Raw genomic sequence first — 18,508 nt, 5'->3', positions numbered from 1 at the left:
AACGATTATGATACAGATAAGAAAATGCAATTTTATTGCAACTCACCCCTAGCAAGAGTGAGTTAGCAATAAATTGAAGGCAGTTCAAGCCTAAGCCTAGTATTACAAGACTACCAAGATAGGCTTGTAAAGCAAGGCTTGCTCCCTTTAAGGGAGCAAAAAACAATATTTTATAGAATACTAAGCTTAAATTATTGTTTAAGCTGGATCAAGGTTTGAAGCATTTGATCACTGGTTGAAATGGTTTTTGAGTTTGCTTGATAACCCCTTTGGATAATGATAAGTTCTGTTAAAGAACGGCTCAAATCCACATTTGACATTTCAAGAGCTGAGGTTTTCATCTCACCACGACCCCCTGTTCCTGCTTCACCTACTACGATATTACCACTATTTGCAGTAACTTTGAAAAGGTTTCCGCCGATTTCCTCAAGACCTGAGTTATTAGCCACTGAAGCCATAGCGATTTTTGCTACAGCAAAGGTTTTACCATTGGTAAATTCGCCCAAGATATTTCCTTTATCATCAACGCGGATTGCATCAGGTTTTAAATTCCCTGAAGTATAACCATCGGTTGCTTGTCCTGTTAGAGTTGAAGCAGAATTTGAGCTTACAAGGCCGTCATTGCTTCCGCTTGTTCCAAAGGAAAGTTTGATTTGTTGATTTGGCGCAGCACCATTATTTGGTGAGAAATTGATCGTTTTTGGTGTATAGCTTGCCAAAGATCCATCATTATTAAATCTTGCAGTCCCTACGATGATATTGTTTGGACCTTCTCCTGTGGTATTGATTTCCGCAGGTTCTGGCACACGGATGATCATTTGCCATTCATTACCCCCATCTTGAGTGGTGCTTTGTTTTACAAATTGCACTTCTAAAGTGTGTTTTGAACCTAAAGAATCATAGATATCAAGCGCGGCTGAAAAAGATGAAAGTTTAAATTGCTCACTTTCTTTGATCGATCCACCTACAACCAAAGGACCATCAAAAGCTTTAAACATAGCTGTAAAAGCATCATTTTTACTGACTGTGCCTTCTTTGTTAGTATAAGCTGTGATATTAAAGCTCATATTTTTTGGATTAGTCGTTTGTGTTGTTCCCGCTATAGCATTTGGAGGAATAGTAGAATCTTCTTTTGCATTAGATATAGCAAAATTTCCGTTTTCTGTTACCACTACTTTTACAGCTTGATTGATATCTGCTGCTGCAAAAGTTCCACTTCCATCATAATCCACCCCATATCTAGCATCTCTTTGTAAAAGCTCTCTTAAATCTTCAGTCGTTCTAAAAGTTCTTGCATCTGTATTTAAAAGCTTGCCATGAACTGCATCATAATAGGCTGCTGAAGCAGGATCTGCTGGTCGTGTATTTTGATCAGCTCCACCTTTAAATCCAGGACCACCATCAGGATTATACATAGGACCTATATCCACAGGATTTGAACTATAAATATATTTATGAGCTGTAATAACTTTTACTGGATTTCTATCACCTTCTAAAGCACCTGCATTTCCACCTGTTGCTGTCCATAAAGAAGTTTTATCTTGTTTATTATGTGTAAAAGTATGTTTTTGTGTAGCATTATCCCATTTTGCTGTCCAAACCTCACCTGCTGTATTTGTAGTTAAAACACTAAGATTAATATTTTTCATATTATCTGTAGTGCCATCAGAATTTGTATTGATAAAATCAATTCCACTGCCATCTTTATTTTTAACCGCTTTTACCCCTGTTCCATCTCTAGTATCGGTTGGTGCAGTGAAAGTATTAATATAAGCTATAGCATCATCTATGCTTTGAATATCACTATTTGTAATTCTTACACCATTTAAAGTTATATCTAAAGTTACTTTTTGATCTGCTGTTCCCCAAAAAGCTGCAGTTTGATTGCTTTGTAAATTTGGATCAAAAGCGCTTACACCTAATTTATTTGTAGAGTATTTCGCATCCGCATAAGATACCCAAATTCCTTGTCCATCTCTTAAATTTAAGCCTTGCCCTTTTGCATTAAATAACGATCCTGCATCCACGCCTTTTTCTGTTACTTCTATAGCATTTTTAGAAGTAGTATAAAACTGAGTCGTTCCTGTATCATTTTCATCTTCTGCTCTGTTGGTTTTATTATTATAACCATGAACAGAATCAAGTGCATAAAGATTTCTACTTGAAGTTCCTATATTTAAACCACTATTTAAATTTGCTTTGATAGCTACTTCGGTTGATTTTGCTGCAGGGATATGCATACCTGGATCGATAAAGATATTTTGCGGAGTTCTTGAACTATCTATAGTTTGATCGTCCCAATTGATATTCCAACCTTGCACAACAAAACCGGCATTATTTACGAAATTCCCATAAGCATCAAGTTTAAAATCCCCGCTTCTTGTAAGATAGTTTGTAAGACCACCATCATCACTCACCATGAAAAAACCATCACCATTGATAGCAACGTCAGTGTTTTTATCTGTAGTTTGAACTGAACCTTGAGAGTGAATTCTTGTAGTAGAACTTACTGAAACGCCAAGACCGATTTGAAGTGGGTTTTGTCCGCCTCTTCCATCAGTTGGAGCAGTAGCGATTTTTACTGTTTGGCTAAACATAGTTCCAAAATCTGCACGAGAGTATTTAAAACCAGTAGTATTAACATTTGAAATGTTATTACCTTCAACATCCATCGCAACTTGATGTGCTTGTAGTCCGCTTACGCCAGACCAAAGTGATCTCATCATCTTAAATCCTTTATAAAATATTGCTTTAAAAATTTAACGCTTTGGCTTTAAAAAACTTTTGCGTTTATGTGAAGTTTTACAAGCAAGTTCTGTTCCAACTTTTGAAATTTTTTATGAATTTTTTAAAAATTTATAGAAAAAATTTAAAGGTATTTTAGGAGTTTATGGAACTTTGGGCTTTTATGTAATAAAAATTACCAAAATCACACCCTAACTCTTAAATTTGCCGCATGGGTTAAAGCCACTGCTATAGCATCTGTGATATCTAAAGGCTTGATATCTTTACTAAGTCCTAAAAGTCTTTTTACCATAAAAGCAACTTGTTCTTTGGTTGCTTTGGCTTTTCCTGTGACGGCTTTTTTCACTTGTAAGGGAGTGTATTCTGCAAAGTCTCCATGAATTTGAAGAATTTTTAAAGATAGAGCTCCACGAAATTGTGCAAGTTTTAAAACGGTTTTTGGATTGTAAGCAAAAAAGATATCTTCTATAGCCACCTCATCAAAAGAATGATTTTTAAAAATCAAATCCAAACCCTCGCAAAGCTCTGTGATTTGATACTGTAAGATGCTTGGCTTTATCTTTATAAGCCCTGCTTCTATGAGAATGTTTTTTCCTTTGCTGGCTTCTATAATAGCATAACCACAATTTCTCGAACCTGGATCTATACCTAAAATTTTCAAATTCATACCTTTTGAAAATAAAATACAAAAGCGGATTTTAACCTTTTTTTATGAAATTTAAGATAAAATTTATACATTATGCAAAATTTAAAGAGAGATTATGAATCCAAGCCAAATACTTGAAAATTTAAAAAAAGAATTAAGCGAAAACGAATACGAAAATTATCTATCAAATTTAAAATTCAACGAAAAGCAAAGCAAAGCAGATCTTTTGGTTTTTAACGCTCCAAATGAACTCATAGCTAAATTCATACAAACAAAATACGGCAAAAAAATCGCACATTTTTATGAAGTGCAAAGCGGAAATAAAGCCATCATAAATATACAAGCACAAAGTGTTAAACAAAGTAACAAAAGCACAAAAATCGACATAGCTCATATAAAGGCACAAAGCACGATTTTAAATCCTTCTTTTACTTTTGAAAGTTTTGTTGTAGGGGATTCTAACAAATACGCTTATGGAGCATGTAAAGCTATAATACATAAAGACAAGCTTGGAAAACTTTATAATCCTATCTTTGTTTATGGACCTACAGGACTTGGAAAAACACATTTACTTCAAGCGGTTGGAAATGCAAGCCTAGAAATGGGAAAAAAAGTCATTTACGCTACAAGTGAAAATTTTATCAATGATTTTACTTCAAATTTAAAAAATGGCTCTTTAGATAAATTTCATGAAAAATATAGAAACTGCGATGTTTTACTTATAGATGATGTGCAGTTTTTAGGAAAAACCGATAAAATTCAAGAAGAATTTTTCTTTATATTTAATGAAATCAAAAATAACGATGGACAAATCATCATGACTTCAGACAATCCACCCAACATGCTAAAAGGTATAACCGAACGCTTAAAAAGTCGTTTTGCACATGGGATTATAGCTGATATAACTCCACCTCAACTAGATACAAAAATAGCCATCATAAGAAAAAAATGTGAATTTAACGATATCAATCTTTCTAATGATATCATAAACTATATCGCTACTTCTTTAGGGGATAATATAAGAGAAATCGAAGGCATCATCATAAGTTTAAATGCTTATGCAACCATACTAGGACAAGAAATCACACTCGAACTTGCCAAAAGTGTGATGAAAGATCATATCAAAGAAAAGAAAGAAAATATCACCATAGATGACATTTTATCTTTGGTATGTAAAGAATTTAACATCAAACCAAGTGATGTGAAATCCAATAAAAAAACTCAAAATATAGTCACAGCAAGACGCATTGTGATTTACCTAGCTAGGACACTTACGGCTTTGACTATGCCACAACTTGCGAATTATTTTGAAATGAAAGATCATACAGCTATTTCACATAATGTTAAAAAAATCACAGAAATGATAGAAAATGATGCTTCTTTAAAAGCAAAAATCGAAGAACTTAAAAACAAAATTCTTGTTAAAAGTCAAAGTTAAGTGAAAGGATGTGAAAAATAAATTCTAGAGTGTGAAAAAAAGAAATTAAGCAAAGTATGATAAAATACAAATTTGATTATTTTGCTTTGAAGAATTTCACAATTTCAACAAGCTTATTATTACAACGAATTTAAAATTAAAATAAACCAAGGAGAAAAAATGAAGTTAAGTATCAATAAAAATACTTTAGAATCTGCAGTGATTTTATGTAATGCTTATGTAGAAAAAAAAGACTCAAGCACTATTACTTCTCATCTTTTTTTTCATGCTGATGAAGATAAACTTCTTATTAGAGCTAGTGATTATGAAATAGGTATCAACTATAAGATAAAAAAAATCCGCGTAGAATCAAGTGGTTTTGCTACTGCAAATGCAAAAAGTATTGCAGATGTTATTAAAAGCTTAAACAATGAAGAAGTTGTTTTAGAAACCATTGATAATTTTTTATTTATAAGACAAAAAAGTACAAAATACAAACTTCCTATGTTTAATCATGAAGATTTTCCAAATTTTCCAAATACAGAAGGAAAAAACCAATTTGACATTGATTCAAGTGATTTAAGCCGTTCTCTTAAAAAGATATTACCAAGTATTGATACAAACAACCCAAAATACTCCTTAAATGGTGCATTTTTAGATATAAAAACAGATAAAATTAACTTCGTAGGAACCGATACAAAACGCCTTGCAATCTATACTTTAGAAAAAGCAAATAATCAAGAATTTAGTTTTAGTATCCCTAAAAAAGCTATTATGGAAATGCAAAAACTTTTCTATGAAAAAATAGAAATTTTTTATGATCAAAATATGCTTATTGCTAAAAATGAAAATTTTGAATTCTTTACAAAACTTATCAATGATAAATTTCCAGATTATGAAAAAGTTATACCAAAAACTTTCAAACAAGAACTCAGCTTTTCAACTGAAGATTTTATAGATAGTCTTAAAAAAATTAGCGTTGTAACTGAAAAAATGAAACTTCATTTTAACAAAGATAAAATCATCTTTGAAGGTATAAGTTTAGACAATATGGAAGCAAAAACAGAGCTTGAAATTCAAACAGGAGTGAGTGAAGAATTTAATCTTACTATAAAAATCAAATATTTACTTGACTTCTTAACTTCTATAGAAGAAGAAAAATTCACTTTAAGTGTAAATGAACCTAATTCAGCATTTATAGTCAAATCCCAAGGACTATCAATGATTATCATGCCTATGGTTTTATAATAAGAACAAGTAAAAGATAAAGGAAAAATATGCAAGAAAATTACGGTGCGAGTAATATTAAAGTCCTAAAAGGCCTAGAAGCTGTTAGAAAACGCCCAGGTATGTATATAGGAGATACAAACATAGGCGGACTTCATCATATGATTTATGAAGTTGTGGATAATTCTATCGATGAAGCTATGGCAGGACATTGTGATACTATAGATGTAGAAATCACTACTGAAGGAAGCTGTATAGTTAGTGATAATGGTCGTGGTATTCCTGTTGATATGCACCCAACTGAAAATATGCCAACTTTAACCGTTGTTTTAACTGTCCTTCATGCAGGGGGAAAATTCGATAAAGATACTTATAAAGTTTCAGGTGGTTTGCACGGTGTTGGGGTTTCAGTTGTAAATGCACTCTCTAAAAAACTTGTAGCTACAGTTGAAAGAAATGGAGAAATTTATCGTCAAGAATTTTCAGAAGGTAAAGTTATCAGTGAATTTGGTGTGATAGGAAAAAGTAAAAAGACAGGAACAACTATAGAATTTTGGCCTGATGATCAAATTTTTGAAGTGACTGAATTTGATTATGAAATTTTGGCTAAAAGATTTCGTGAACTTGCATACTTAAATCCAAAAATCACTATAAATTTTAAAGATAACCGCGTAGGCAAACATGAAAGTTTTCACTTTGAAGGTGGAATTTCTCAGTTTGTTACAGACTTAAATAAAAAAGAAGCTTTAACTAAAGCAATTTTCTTTAGCGTAGATGAAGAAGATGTGAATGTTGAAGTAGCTTTGCTTTACAATGATACTTATAGCGAAAATTTACTCTCTTTTGTAAATAATATCAAAACTCCAGATGGTGGAACACACGAAGCTGGTTTTAGAATGGGCTTAACTCGTGTGATAAGTAACTACATAGAAGCAAATGCAAGTGCTAGAGAAAAGGATAATAAAATCACGGGTGAAGATGTGCGTGAAGGTTTAATCGCTGTTGTGAGTGTAAAGGTGCCTGAACCACAATTTGAAGGACAAACCAAAGGAAAACTTGGTTCAACTTATGTGCGTCCTATAGTTTCAAAAGCAAGTTTTGAGTATTTGACTAAATATTTTGAAGAAAATCCTATCGAAGCAAAAGCTATTATGAATAAAGCTTTAATGGCTGCTCGTGGTAGAGAAGCAGCGAAAAAAGCCAGAGAATTAACGCGTAAAAAAGAAAGTTTAAGCGTAGGAACTTTACCAGGGAAATTAGCTGATTGTCAAAGTAAAGATCCAAGTGAAAGTGAAATTTATCTTGTGGAAGGGGATTCTGCAGGAGGTTCTGCAAAACAAGGTAGAGAAAGATCTTTCCAAGCTATATTGCCTTTGCGTGGTAAAATTTTAAATGTTGAAAAAGCAAGACTGGATAAAATTTTAAAATCTGAGCAAATTCAAAATATGATTACCGCTTTTGGCTGTGGTATAGGTGAAGATTTTGATCTTTCAAAACTAAGATATCATAAAATCATCATCATGACAGATGCGGATGTTGATGGATCACATATACAAACCTTGCTTTTAACTTTCTTCTTCCGTTTTATGAATGAACTTGTAACAAATGGACATATTTATTTAGCACAACCGCCTTTATATCTTTATAAAAAAGCTAAAAAGCAAATTTATTTAAAAGATGAAAAAGCTTTGAGCGAATACCTGATAGAAACGGGAATAGAAGGTTTAAATTATGAAGGTATAGGAATGAATGATTTAAAAGATTATTTAAAAATCGTTGCAGCTTATCGTGCGATTTTAAAAGATCTTGAAAAGCGTTTTAATGTGATTTCTGTGATACGTTATATGATAGAAAATTCAAATTTAGTTAAAGCAAATAATGAAGAATTATTTAGTGTAATCAAACAATTTTTAGAAACACAAGGACACAATATCTTAAATCATTATATCAACGAAAATGAAATTCGAGCTTTTGTTCAAACTCAAAATGGCCTAGAAGAACTTGTGATCAATGAAGAACTTTTCACTCATCCACTATATGAAGAAGCAAGTTATATTTTTGATAAGATTAAAGATAGAGGCTTGGAATTTGATAAAGATATTTTAGAAGTTCTTGAAGATGTTGAAACCAATGCTAAAAAAGGTGCTACTATACAACGCTATAAAGGTTTAGGGGAAATGAATCCTGAGCAACTTTGGGAAACTACAATGGATCCAAGCGTAAGAAGACTTTTAAAAATCACTATTAAAGATGCACAAAGTGCAAATGATACCTTTAATCTCTTTATGGGTGATGAGGTTGAACCAAGACGCGATTATATCCAAGCACACGCTAAAGATGTAAAACATTTGGATGTGTAAATTTATCATTGAAGAAATGATTTCTTCAATGAGTTTTGTTTTGTAAGAATATAGCTAGAGGAATTCTTCTTCTTGTATCGTATTTTTCTCCATAATATTTTTCAAGATAATTTAAAATTTTTTCTTCATCTTCAGGTTCTATTTCCCAAAGTCCTTCACTATCTTGCATCCATCTTATAGCTGCTAACCAAGCTTTTCTACTTGCGTGCATATTGGTAATGAGATTGGATCCATGACAAGCTAAACAATTTGCTTCCACTAAAGGTGAATCAGGATCGATAATCAATCCTGTATCAGGGTTAATTTCAAGATTTTGAGCCCAACTTGCACTTAAAAACAATGCTAAGATCAATATAATTTTTTTCACCATTCTTAAACTCCATAAACATTAACTCTATGGCATGCATTATTGATATATCCTCCTGGATTCCACTGTGCTAAAACCATAGGTTGACTGTTACCTTGACTATCGATAGCTCTTGCCCAAATTTCATAATATCCTTTTGTCGGTATTGATATTTGAGCACTCCATTTTTGCCATGCTAATCTATTTAATGGTTTTTCTACTTTTGCTTTGGTCCATGTTACGCCATAATCATTGCTTACATAAACTTCACTAACTTCAAGTTCGCCAGCCCAAGCTTTACCTCTAACTTCAAATTTTTTATTTGCTTTTATTTCAGAACCATTTTTGATATTAGTGATTACAGATCTTACAGGCATTGATTCTATGATTTTCATCTCGCCTTTATAGTTAAAATCTCCTGGTTTTACTGGATTTACAGGAACTTTATAAGAACCTTCCATTTTTTCACCATCATGAATTTTATTTCTTACTGAAATTTTATAAAGCCATTTACCGCTTGTACTTGCAGGGTAACCACCACAAACAAGTCTAAGTGGATAGCCATTGACTAAAGGAATATCTTTGCCTTCATAAGCCCAAGCTATTAGAGTTTCATCTTGTAAAGCTTTAGAAATAGGAACTCCTCTACTAATAGGTGAAGTTTCTTCACCATTTAATTTTGTATCTATGCCATAATATCCGATATAAACCGCATCATTTTTGATGCCACAATCTTTTAAAATATCTTTTAAACGCACTCCTGTCCATCTACCACAAGCTACTGCACCATAACCCCATTGAGTTCCTTTTGTGCTAGGTATAACTTCAGATCTACCATTTCCACCGCATTCAACTGTTAAGGCATAAGTATAGGTTTTAAATTTCTTTTTTAAATCTTCTATGGTGTAAGATTTTTTATTGATAATACTTTCTCCATCGATTTCTAAAGTCCAACCTTTATGAAGTCTTTCTTTTATCGTTTCTAGGCTTGGTGGTAAGCCATTATTTCTAACAAAGAAATTTTCAGGTTTTGTAAAATCAGAATCAAGAGCATAAATTTCAGTTTCTGCTGTTAATGGTTTTTCACCATGATAGATAAGATCTTTTTTACCTTCTATTTTAAAATCAGGTAATTCTTTTGCCAAAGCCTTACTTCCTAAAAAATTCTCAAAAGAAAAATTTGACAATACACTAATGCCAAATAAACCAAGTCCTATATTTTTTAGAAAGTCTCTACGATTTTCTTTTTGATCGTTCTGTTTCATTGAAATATCCTTAAATATTTATATAATCTTTTATTTTATTATAAATTTTAAAAATTTAAATAATTAATTATATTAATTATTTAAATTAAAAAAATTAATTATTTTTATAATTTTACATATTAAATAAAATCATCATATGTTCGAGTTTTATTACATTTTAACTAAGTTTTTTCTACAATTAAATTTTTAAAATTATTTAAGGAATGATTTTGACTTTACTTACTAATCCTATCATTATCAGTGTTGTTTTGATGACTTTACTTTGTTTGTTTCGTTTTAATGTGCTTTTGAGTCTTTTGATTTCAGCTCTTGTTGCAGGTGTATTTTCTCATCTTGAACTCGTAGATACTATGAATATACTTATAAGCGGAATGAAGGAAAATTTAAAAACAGCTCTTAGCTATATACTCTTAGGGGCCATTGCCGCAGCGATTTCAAAGACAAATTTAACTGCATATTTGATTAAGATAGTAAGCCATTTTATATCTCATAAAAAATATTTATTGCTTTTGTCTATAGCTTTGATTTCTTGTTTTTCTCAAAATTTAATTCCTATTCATGTGGCTTTTATACCTTTGTTGATTCCACCTCTTTTAAGTCTTTTTAATAAACTTAAAATCGATCGTAGAGCGGTTGCTTGTGCTTTAACTTTTGGACTTACTACGCCTTATATGGTTTTGCCAGTAGGCTTTGGACTTACTTTTCAAGATCTTTTAAAAGATAATTTAAATGCAAATAATGTAAGTGTATCTTTAAATGATGTTACAAATACTATGTATTTTGCTGCTATTTGTATGATAACAGGACTTTTTTTAGCGCTTTTTGTGTTTTATCGTAAGCCAAGAGAGTATCAAGAATTAGAAATTGCTAAAGTGGATTTAGAAAATCTTGAAATGACGCGTAAGGAATGGGGCGTTTTAGCTGGGCTTGTTCTAACTTTAATTTTACAAATTTTGACTATGAATTTACCTTTATCAGGACTTTTGGGTTTTGTTTTAATGGTTATTTTGGGTGGAGTTGAATTTTCAAAAGTCAATGAAGTTTTTGATGATGGGCTTAAAATGATGGGTTTTATAGCTTTTGTTATCCTTGTTGCTGCAGGATATGGAGAAGTTTTAAAAGAAAGTGGATCAGTAGTAGAGCTTGTAAATTCAGTCGTTCCTTGGATGGAACAAAGTAAATTTTTAGCAGTATTTTTCATGCTTTTAATAGGACTTATCATCACTATGGGTATAGGTACTTCTTTTGGAACTATACCTATCATAGCTACGCTTTTTTGTCCTATTTGTTTGGAACTTGGTTTTAGCATAGCACTTATTATATTTATCTTAGGAGTAGCAGGAGCTTTAGGAGATGCAGGAAGTCCAGCCAGTGAAACAACCATGGGAACTACTGTAGGATTAAATGCTGATAAACAACACGATCACATTAAAGATACTTGCATACCAACTTTTATTTTCTATAATGGTCCATTATTGATTTTAGGTAGTATTATCGCCATGTTTTTATAATTTTTGCAAATCTATTAAAATATTTTTTAATTTATTTATTTTTAAGATAAAAATTATATCGATTTTAAAAAAATGTATGCTATAATCCTTATAAAGCTAACAAAATTTAAATCAGCCTTATAAGGAGAGCAAAATGGATTTAGAAAATATCCTAGAAAATAATCAAAGCATAGGTTTATATCATCCAAAGAACGAACACGATGCCTGTGGCATCGCTGCAGTTGCTAATATACGCGGTATTGCCTCTTATAAGGTTATTTGTGATGCTTTAGAAATTTTGATGAATCTTGAGCACCGAGGTGGTGTAGGAGCTGAAGAAAATTCAGGTGATGGAGCGGGGATTTTGATCCAAATTCCACATGATTTTTTTAAAACTCAAGAATTGGGTTTTGAACTTCCTAAAAAGGGTGATTATGCTGTAGCACAGATGTTTTTATCACCCAATACTGATGCAAAAGAAGAAGCAAAAGAGATATTTTTACAAGGTTTAAAGGATAAAAAACTTGAATTTTTAGGTTTTAGAGAAGTGCCTTTTAATCCTAGCGATATAGGTGCAAGTGCTTTAAAAGCTATGCCTTATTTTTTACAAGCCTTTGTGAAAAAACCAAGTAAAATAAGTGCAGGACTTGAGTTTGAAAGAGTGCTTTATAGTACGCGTCGCCTTATAGAAAAAAGAGCTATTAATGTGCCAAAATTTTATTTTTCAAGTTTTTCTTCACGCACCATAGTTTATAAAGGAATGCTTCTTTCAACTCAATTGAGCGATTTTTATCTTGATTTTAAAGATGTCAATATGAAATCAGCCATCGCTTTGGTGCATTCTCGCTTTTCGACTAATACTTTTCCAAGTTGGGAAAGAGCCCACCCAAACCGCTATATGGTGCACAATGGAGAGATTAATACCATACGCGGAAATGTTGATAGCATAAGAGCTAGAGAAGGCTTGATGCAAAGTGAGTATTTTGAAAATTTAGATGAAATTTTTCCCATCATAGCTAAGCCTAGCAGTGATTCTGCAATGTTTGATAATACTTTAGAATTTTTAGCTCTAAATGGTCGTACTTTAGAAGAAGCTTTTATGATGATGGTGCCAGAACCTTGGCATAAAAATGAAAATATGGAAAGCAAAAAGCGTGCTTTTTATGAGTATCATTCTTTATTGATGGAGCCTTGGGATGGACCTGCTGCTATAGTTTTTACCGATGGAGTGATTATGGGGGCGAGTTTGGATAGAAATGGTTTTCGTCCTTCAAGGTATTATCTTACAAAAGATGATATGCTCATACTTTCAAGTGAAACAGGGGCTTTAAAACTTGATGAAAAAAATATCAAAGCCAAAAAACGCTTAGAACCTGGAAAACTTTTACTCGTTGATACAGCAAGAGGTAGGGTTATAGCTGATAATGAAATCAAAGAGCATTATGCTAATGCTAAGCCTTATAAAAAATGGCTTAAAAATTTAGTTGAACTTGAAAAACAAAAAAGCGGAGTTTATAAACATCAGTTTTTAAAAGAAGATGAGGTTTTAAAACTCCAAAAAGCTTTTGGTTGGAGTTATGATGAGCTTAAAATGAGTGTGGCTGCTATGGCTCAAAATGGTAAAGAAGCTATAGCAGCTATGGGTGTAGATACTCCTTTGGCTATACTTTCTAAAACTTATCAACCTTTGTATAATTATTTTAAACAACTTTTTGCACAAGTAACTAATCCTCCTCTTGATGCCATAAGAGAAGAGATCGTTACTTCTACAAGGATTTATCTAGGAAGCGAAGGCAATTTGTTAAAACCCGATGAAAACAATGCAAAACGCGTAAAAATAGCCCTGCCTGTGATAAGCAATGAAGAACTTTTTGAAGTTAAGGCTTTAAATAAATTTCAAGTTAAAGAATTTTCTATACTTTATGATTATTCTAAAAAAACTTTAGAAAAGGCTTTAGATGAACTTTGTGTTAAGATAGAAGATGAGGTTAAAAAAGGTGTTTCTATTATCATTTTAAGCGATAAAGGAGTCGATGAAAAAAACGCTTATATCCCTGCTTTGCTTGCTGTTTCTGGAGTGCATAATCATCTAGTAAGAAAAAATTTAAGAACACACACAAGTCTTATCATCGAAAGTGGTGAACCTAGAGAAATTCATCATTTTGCATGTCTTTTAGGTTATGGTGCGACTGTTATTAATCCTTATTTGGTTTATGAGAGCATACAAAAACTCATTGCCAATAAAGATTTAAATTTAAGTTATGAAAAGGCGGTAGAAAATTTCATCAAGGCAAGTTCAAGTGGCATAGTCAAAATTGCTTCTAAAATGGGAGTTTCTACCTTGCAAAGTTATAATGGCTCTGCACTTTTTGAATGTTTGGGCTTAAGCTCTAAGGTGATTGATAAATACTTCACTTCTACAACTTCACGCATTGAAGGTATGGATTTAGAAGATTTTGAAAAAGAGCTCATTGCTTTACACAAACATGCTTTTAACGATACACATAAGGCTTTAGATTCTAAAGGAATTCATGGTTTTAGAAGTGCTAAAGAAGAACATTTAATCGATCCGCTTGTGATTTTTAATCTTCAGCAAGCCTGTCGCAACAAAGACTATAAAAGCTTTAAAAAATACTCGGCTTTAGTAGATGAAAAACAAGTTAATTTGCGTTCTTTGATGGAATTTGATTTTAGTGAAGCTATCAGTATAGATAAGGTTGAAAGTGTAGAAAGTATAGTTAAACGCTTTAGAACAGGAGCGATGAGTTATGGTTCTATTTCTAAAGAAGCGCACGAGTGTTTAGCACAGGCTATGAATAAAATAGGTGCTAAATCAAATTCAGGCGAAGGTGGCGAGGATGAAGAACGCTATGAAATCAAAGAGGGTGTGGATAAAAACTCAGCCATTAAGCAAGTAGCAAGTGGGCGTTTTGGCGTGGATTTAAACTACTTAAGTCATGCAAAAGAAATTCAAATCAAAGTCGCTCAAGGCGCAAAACCAGGTGAAGGCGGACAATTAATGGGCTTTAAAGTCTATCCTTGGATAGCCAAGGCTAGGCATTCTACTGCAGGTGTGACGCTTATTTCCCCACCTCCTCATCATGATATTTATTCTATAGAAGATTTGGCTCAACTTATTTATGACCTAAAAAATGCTAACAAAGACGCTAAAATTTCAGTAAAACTTGTAAGCGAAAATGGCATAGGAACGGTTGCTGCAGGTGTGGCTAAGGCAGGAGCGAATTTAATCCTTGTTTCAGGTTATGATGGAGGTACGGGTGCAAGCCCTAGAACTTCTATACCGCATGCAGGAATTCCTTGGGAGTTAGGTTTGGCTGAAACACATCAAACTTTGATTTTAAACAGGCTTAGAGATAGGGTAAGATTAGAAACTGATGGAAAGCTTATGAATGGGCGTGATTTAGCCATAGCAGCACTTTTAGGAGCTGAAGAATTTGGTTTTGCAACCGCGCCTTTGATTGTTTTAGGTTGTACGATGATGAGAGTTTGTCATCTAAATACCTGTCCTTTTGGTATAGCCACTCAAGATATAGAACTTAGAGATCGTTTCAAAGGCAAAGTAGATGATGTGATTAATTTCATGTATTTTATAGCCCAGGAGCTTAGAGAATACATGGCAAGGCTTGGTTTTGAACGCCTAGATGATATGATAGGTCGCGTGGATAAACTCCGCCAAAAAAGTGTGCAAGGTAAAGCAGGAAAGCTAAATTTAGATAAAATTTTAAAATCCTTGCCTACTTATAATAAAACTGCTGTGCATTTTAAAGATTATAAAGACAATAAACTTGAAAAAACGATTGATTATAGAATTTTACTACCGCTTTGTAAAAATGCTGTGGAGAAAAAAGAGCCTATCAAACTTTCTTTAGAAGTAGGAAATCAAAGCCGTACTTTTGCGACTATGCTTTCAAGTGAAATTTTAAAAACTTATGGAAAAGATGCTTTAGACGAAGATAGTATCCATATCAAAGCTATAGGCAATGCAGGCAATAGCTTTGGAGCGTTTTTGTTAAAGGGCATTAAACTTGAGATTATAGGCGATAGCAATGATTATTTAGGCAAGGGTTTAAGTGGTGGCAAAATCATAGCAAAAATTTCAAATGAAGCTACTTTTTCGCCTGAAGAAAATATAATCGCAGGAAATGCTTGTTTATACGGAGCTACAAAAGGTGAAGTGTATTTAGATGGTATAGCAGGGGAAAGATTTTGTGTAAGAAATTCAGGAGCTTTGGCTGTGGTTTTAGGAACAGGCGTGCATGGTTGTGAATATATGACAGGGGGGCAAGTTGTAGTGCTTGGCGATGTGGGTGCGAATTTCGCTGCTGGTATGAGTGGGGGCGTTGTTTATATCTTTGGAAGACACAATGAAGCACATGTAAATACCGAGCTTGTAGATATTAAAGATCTTAATGCTAAGGATGAAAAAGAATTAAAAGCTGTGATAGAAAAACATATCGCTTATACAGATTCTAAAAAGGCTAAAGATATCTTAGAAAAATTCGATAAAAAAGACTTTTTTAAAGTCATGCCAAGAGATTATGAAAAGATGTTAAAAATGCTTGATCTTTGTAAAAATGAAAAAGATCCAAATTTAGCAGCATTTTTGAAAATCACACAAAAATAAGGAGTAAAAATGGGAAATGCAAGAGGTTTTTTAGACTTTAAAAGAATGGATTTTAAAAAAATTGCTCCTAAGGAAAGGGTTTTAAATTACAAAGAATTTACTATACCTTTGGATAAAAAAGAACAAGAATTTCAAGGTGGGCGTTGTATGGATTGTGGCGTGGCCTTTTGTCATACGGGTGTGATGAGCGAAGGAAAAGATGTAGGCTGTCCTTTAAACAATCTCATTCCTGAATGGAACGAACTTATTTATCGTTCTTTATGGAAAGAAGCTTATGAAAGACTTGAACTTACTAATCCTTTTCCTGAATTTACCGGTCGTGTTTGCCCTGCTCCTTGTGAAGATTCTTGTGTGTGTGCGATAAATGGTGTAAGCGTGAGCATCAAAAATAATGAATTATCCATCATAGAAAATGCTTTTAAAGAAAATTTAGTAAGAGTAAATAAACCTAAGCAATACAATGGCAAAAAAATTGCTATCATAGGAAGTGGGCCTGCTGGGCTTGCTTGTGCTAATACTTTAAATTCACTAGGTTATAAAGTAAGTGTTTTTGAAAGAAGCGATAAAATAGGCGGACTTTTGATGTATGGTATCCCTGATATGAAGCTTGATAAAAGTATAGTTCAAAGACGGGTGGATTTGCTTAAAAAAAGTGGGATTGAATTTAAAGCGAATGAAAATATAGACAGCAAAGATAAGGTTTCAAAACTTCTAAAAGAATTTGATGCTTTGGTACTTTGTACAGGAGCAAGCAAGCCTATAGATCTTGATATAGAAGGTAGAAAGCTAAAAGGGGTTGAATTTGCCCTTGATTTTTTAACGCAAAATACCAAAACTTTGTTAAAAACAGGCAAGGGCGCAGATACGGCCAAGGGTAAAAATGTCTTAGTTATAGGAAGTGGGGATACAAGTGTTGATTGTATCGCTGTAGCGACAAGACAAGGGGCCAAATCTATAGTGCGTTTTGAAAGAAGTCCAAAAAGACCTTTGCAAAGAAGCCAAAAAAATCCTTGGCCTTTAAAAGCTGACATTTTTACTACTGATTATGGTTTAGAAGAAGCCATTGCTGTATATGGCAAAGATCCTAGGGAATATCAAAAAATGACAAAGAAATTTTTAGGAAAAACTCATGTAGAAGGCGTTGAAGCAAATGATTTAAAACGCGAGTTTAAAGAAGGCAAAGCTATAAATGTTGAAATTCCAAATTCTAAAAAAACTTATAAAGCGGATTTAGTGCTTTTAGCTATGGGTTTTAGCGGGTGCGAAGAAGCTATCGCTAAAAATTTTGGAGTGAAATTAGATGAGAAAAACAACATAAGCACAGAAAATTTCCAAACCACTCATAAAAAAATCTTTGCTTGTGGAGATGCTAGAAAAGGACAATCTTTAATTGTTTGGGCTATAAAAGATGGTATAGAATGTGCTTTGAGTTTGCATCAAAATTTAGCAAAATAATCATAAAAGTTTAAAACTTTTTCGGTGGAGTTTGCAAATTCCAAATTTAGCTATAAGTTCTTTATGAGCTTTTGTGCCATAGGCTTTGTTTTTTTCAAATTCATAACAAGGAAAGTCTTTAGCTAAGAAATTCATCACCCTATCTTTACTAACTTTTGCAAGTATGCTAGCTGCACTTACTTGTAAAATGCTAGCATCGGCTTTGATTTGTGTTTTTATCCCGTTTATACCTAGGTTGGTGTTTCCATCATATAAGAAGTTATTTTCTGTTTTAAAATGCTTTTTTATAAGCTTTAAGCCTGTTTTTAAACAAGTGCTTAAGCCTAGTGCGTCGATTTGCTCTGAAGAAAAAGCAAGTATGAGATAATTTGAATTTTTGATGATGATTTCATAAAGTTCTTCGCGTTTTTTTTCGCTTAGTTTTTTAGAATCACACAACCCATCAAGTTTTTTGTTCAGTTTGCAAGCTGCCATCATCATAGGACCTGCTAAAGCACCGCGTCCTGCTTCATCAATACCGATTAAATTTATATCAAATTCGTTTAAAAGTTCTTTTGTGTCAAATAAAGTTTTCAAATTTTTCTAAAAAGAAGGGCAAAAATGCCCTTTTATTCTACTGTGATATCATTTTTGATTTTTTCAAAAAGCTTATCACCTATGCCTTTAACTTTTTTAAGATCATCAATACTTGTAAAATTTGCTTCTTTACGGTATTCTAAAATTGCTTTAGCCTTAGCTTCGCCAATACCATTTAAACTTTTTAATTCTTTTAGCGTTGCAGTGTTGATATTTACAGCACCAAAGAGAAAAGCCGTTAAAGCAAAAAATAAAAATAGTAATTTTTTCATTTTCTTATCCTTTTATTAAAAAATCATTATAATATTATCTTAAAAAGGATAAGAATTTCTTAAC

12 protein-coding genes are annotated in these 18,508 nt (G+C 32.7%); 6 read left to right on the top strand and 6 right to left on the bottom strand.

The features are described from left to right. Window positions 1–191 precede the first annotated feature (191 nt). Both flgE and ruvC read right to left on the bottom strand, forming a co-directional pair. Window positions 192–2,726, bottom strand: a complete 2,535-nt coding sequence (gene flgE, locus AJ886_RS06550) for a flagellar hook protein FlgE (RefSeq protein ID WP_070287431.1) — start codon at window positions 2,724–2,726, stop codon at window positions 192–194. A 203-nt stretch (window positions 2,727–2,929) separates the two neighbouring features. Next, window positions 2,930–3,412, bottom strand: a complete 483-nt coding sequence (ruvC, locus tag AJ886_RS06545) for a crossover junction endodeoxyribonuclease RuvC (protein WP_079860129.1) — start codon at window positions 3,410–3,412, stop codon at window positions 2,930–2,932. A gap of 94 nt (window positions 3,413–3,506) precedes the next feature. On the opposite strand from ruvC, the gene dnaA reads away from it, so the two are divergent. The 3 genes from dnaA to gyrB all read left to right on the top strand — a co-directional run bounded on the left by dnaA (window position 3,507) and on the right by gyrB (window position 8,395). Next, on the top strand, window positions 3,507–4,829 hold the full coding sequence (gene dnaA / locus AJ886_RS06540) for a chromosomal replication initiator protein DnaA (RefSeq protein ID WP_070287430.1): 1,323 nt from the start codon (window positions 3,507–3,509) through the stop codon (window positions 4,827–4,829). Between the two features lie 159 nt (window positions 4,830–4,988). Then, complete coding sequence (dnaN, locus tag AJ886_RS06535; RefSeq protein WP_002860849.1) at window positions 4,989–6,056, top strand: DNA polymerase III subunit beta; 1,068 nt, start codon at window positions 4,989–4,991, stop codon at window positions 6,054–6,056. Between the two features lie 29 nt (window positions 6,057–6,085). Continuing rightward, window positions 6,086–8,395: a DNA topoisomerase (ATP-hydrolyzing) subunit B gene (gyrB, locus tag AJ886_RS06530; protein ID WP_070240267.1), complete on the top strand. Its 2,310-nt coding sequence runs from the start codon at window positions 6,086–6,088 to the stop codon at window positions 8,393–8,395. A 25-nt stretch (window positions 8,396–8,420) separates the two neighbouring features. Here the strand turns inward: gyrB and AJ886_RS06525 are convergent, their stop codons facing one another. Together AJ886_RS06525 and AJ886_RS06520 are read right to left on the bottom strand one after the other, a co-directional pair. After that, window positions 8,421–8,762 (bottom strand): monoheme cytochrome C, encoded by a 342-nt coding sequence (locus tag AJ886_RS06525; protein ID WP_002857673.1) that lies wholly within the window; start codon window positions 8,760–8,762, stop codon window positions 8,421–8,423. Between the two features lie 5 nt (window positions 8,763–8,767). Further along, window positions 8,768–10,006, bottom strand: coding sequence for a sulfite oxidase (locus AJ886_RS06520; RefSeq protein WP_044778576.1), 1,239 nt, complete (start codon window positions 10,004–10,006; stop codon window positions 8,768–8,770). A gap of 203 nt (window positions 10,007–10,209) precedes the next feature. Between AJ886_RS06520 and AJ886_RS06515 the strand changes: the two genes are divergently transcribed. The 3 genes from AJ886_RS06515 to AJ886_RS06505 all read left to right on the top strand — a co-directional run bounded on the left by AJ886_RS06515 (window position 10,210) and on the right by AJ886_RS06505 (window position 17,596). After that, entirely contained in the window at window positions 10,210–11,517 is a 1,308-nt protein-coding gene (locus AJ886_RS06515) for a Na+/H+ antiporter family protein (protein ID WP_070276304.1), read from the top strand. Between the two features lie 133 nt (window positions 11,518–11,650). Then, a complete protein-coding gene (gene gltB / locus AJ886_RS06510) occupies window positions 11,651–16,141 on the top strand; it encodes a glutamate synthase large subunit (protein ID WP_070287429.1) in 4,491 nt (1,496 codons plus the stop codon). 9 nt (window positions 16,142–16,150) lie between these two features. Next, the gene (locus AJ886_RS06505) at window positions 16,151–17,596 is read left to right on the top strand and encodes a glutamate synthase subunit beta (protein ID WP_070276300.1); all 1,446 of its coding nucleotides are present in this window, start codon (window positions 16,151–16,153) and stop codon (window positions 17,594–17,596) included. Here AJ886_RS06505 and AJ886_RS06500 read toward each other — a convergent pair whose 3' ends face one another. Continuing rightward, the gene (locus tag AJ886_RS06500) at window positions 17,597–18,172 is read right to left on the bottom strand and encodes a ribonuclease HII (protein WP_002866799.1); all 576 of its coding nucleotides are present in this window, start codon (window positions 18,170–18,172) and stop codon (window positions 17,597–17,599) included. It lies immediately after the preceding gene. Between the two features lie 32 nt (window positions 18,173–18,204). After that, the gene (locus AJ886_RS06495; protein WP_002855574.1) at window positions 18,205–18,444 is read right to left on the bottom strand and encodes a ComEA family DNA-binding protein; all 240 of its coding nucleotides are present in this window, start codon (window positions 18,442–18,444) and stop codon (window positions 18,205–18,207) included. Between the last annotated feature and the right edge of the window lie 64 nt (window positions 18,445–18,508).

The sequence above is a fragment of the Campylobacter sp. BCW_6465 genome (genome assembly GCF_001762815.1).
In the GTDB taxonomy this organism is placed as follows: Bacteria; Campylobacterota; Campylobacteria; order Campylobacterales; family Campylobacteraceae; genus Campylobacter_D; species Campylobacter_D jejuni.
This window is presented reverse-complemented; position numbering and strand designations above follow the sequence as displayed.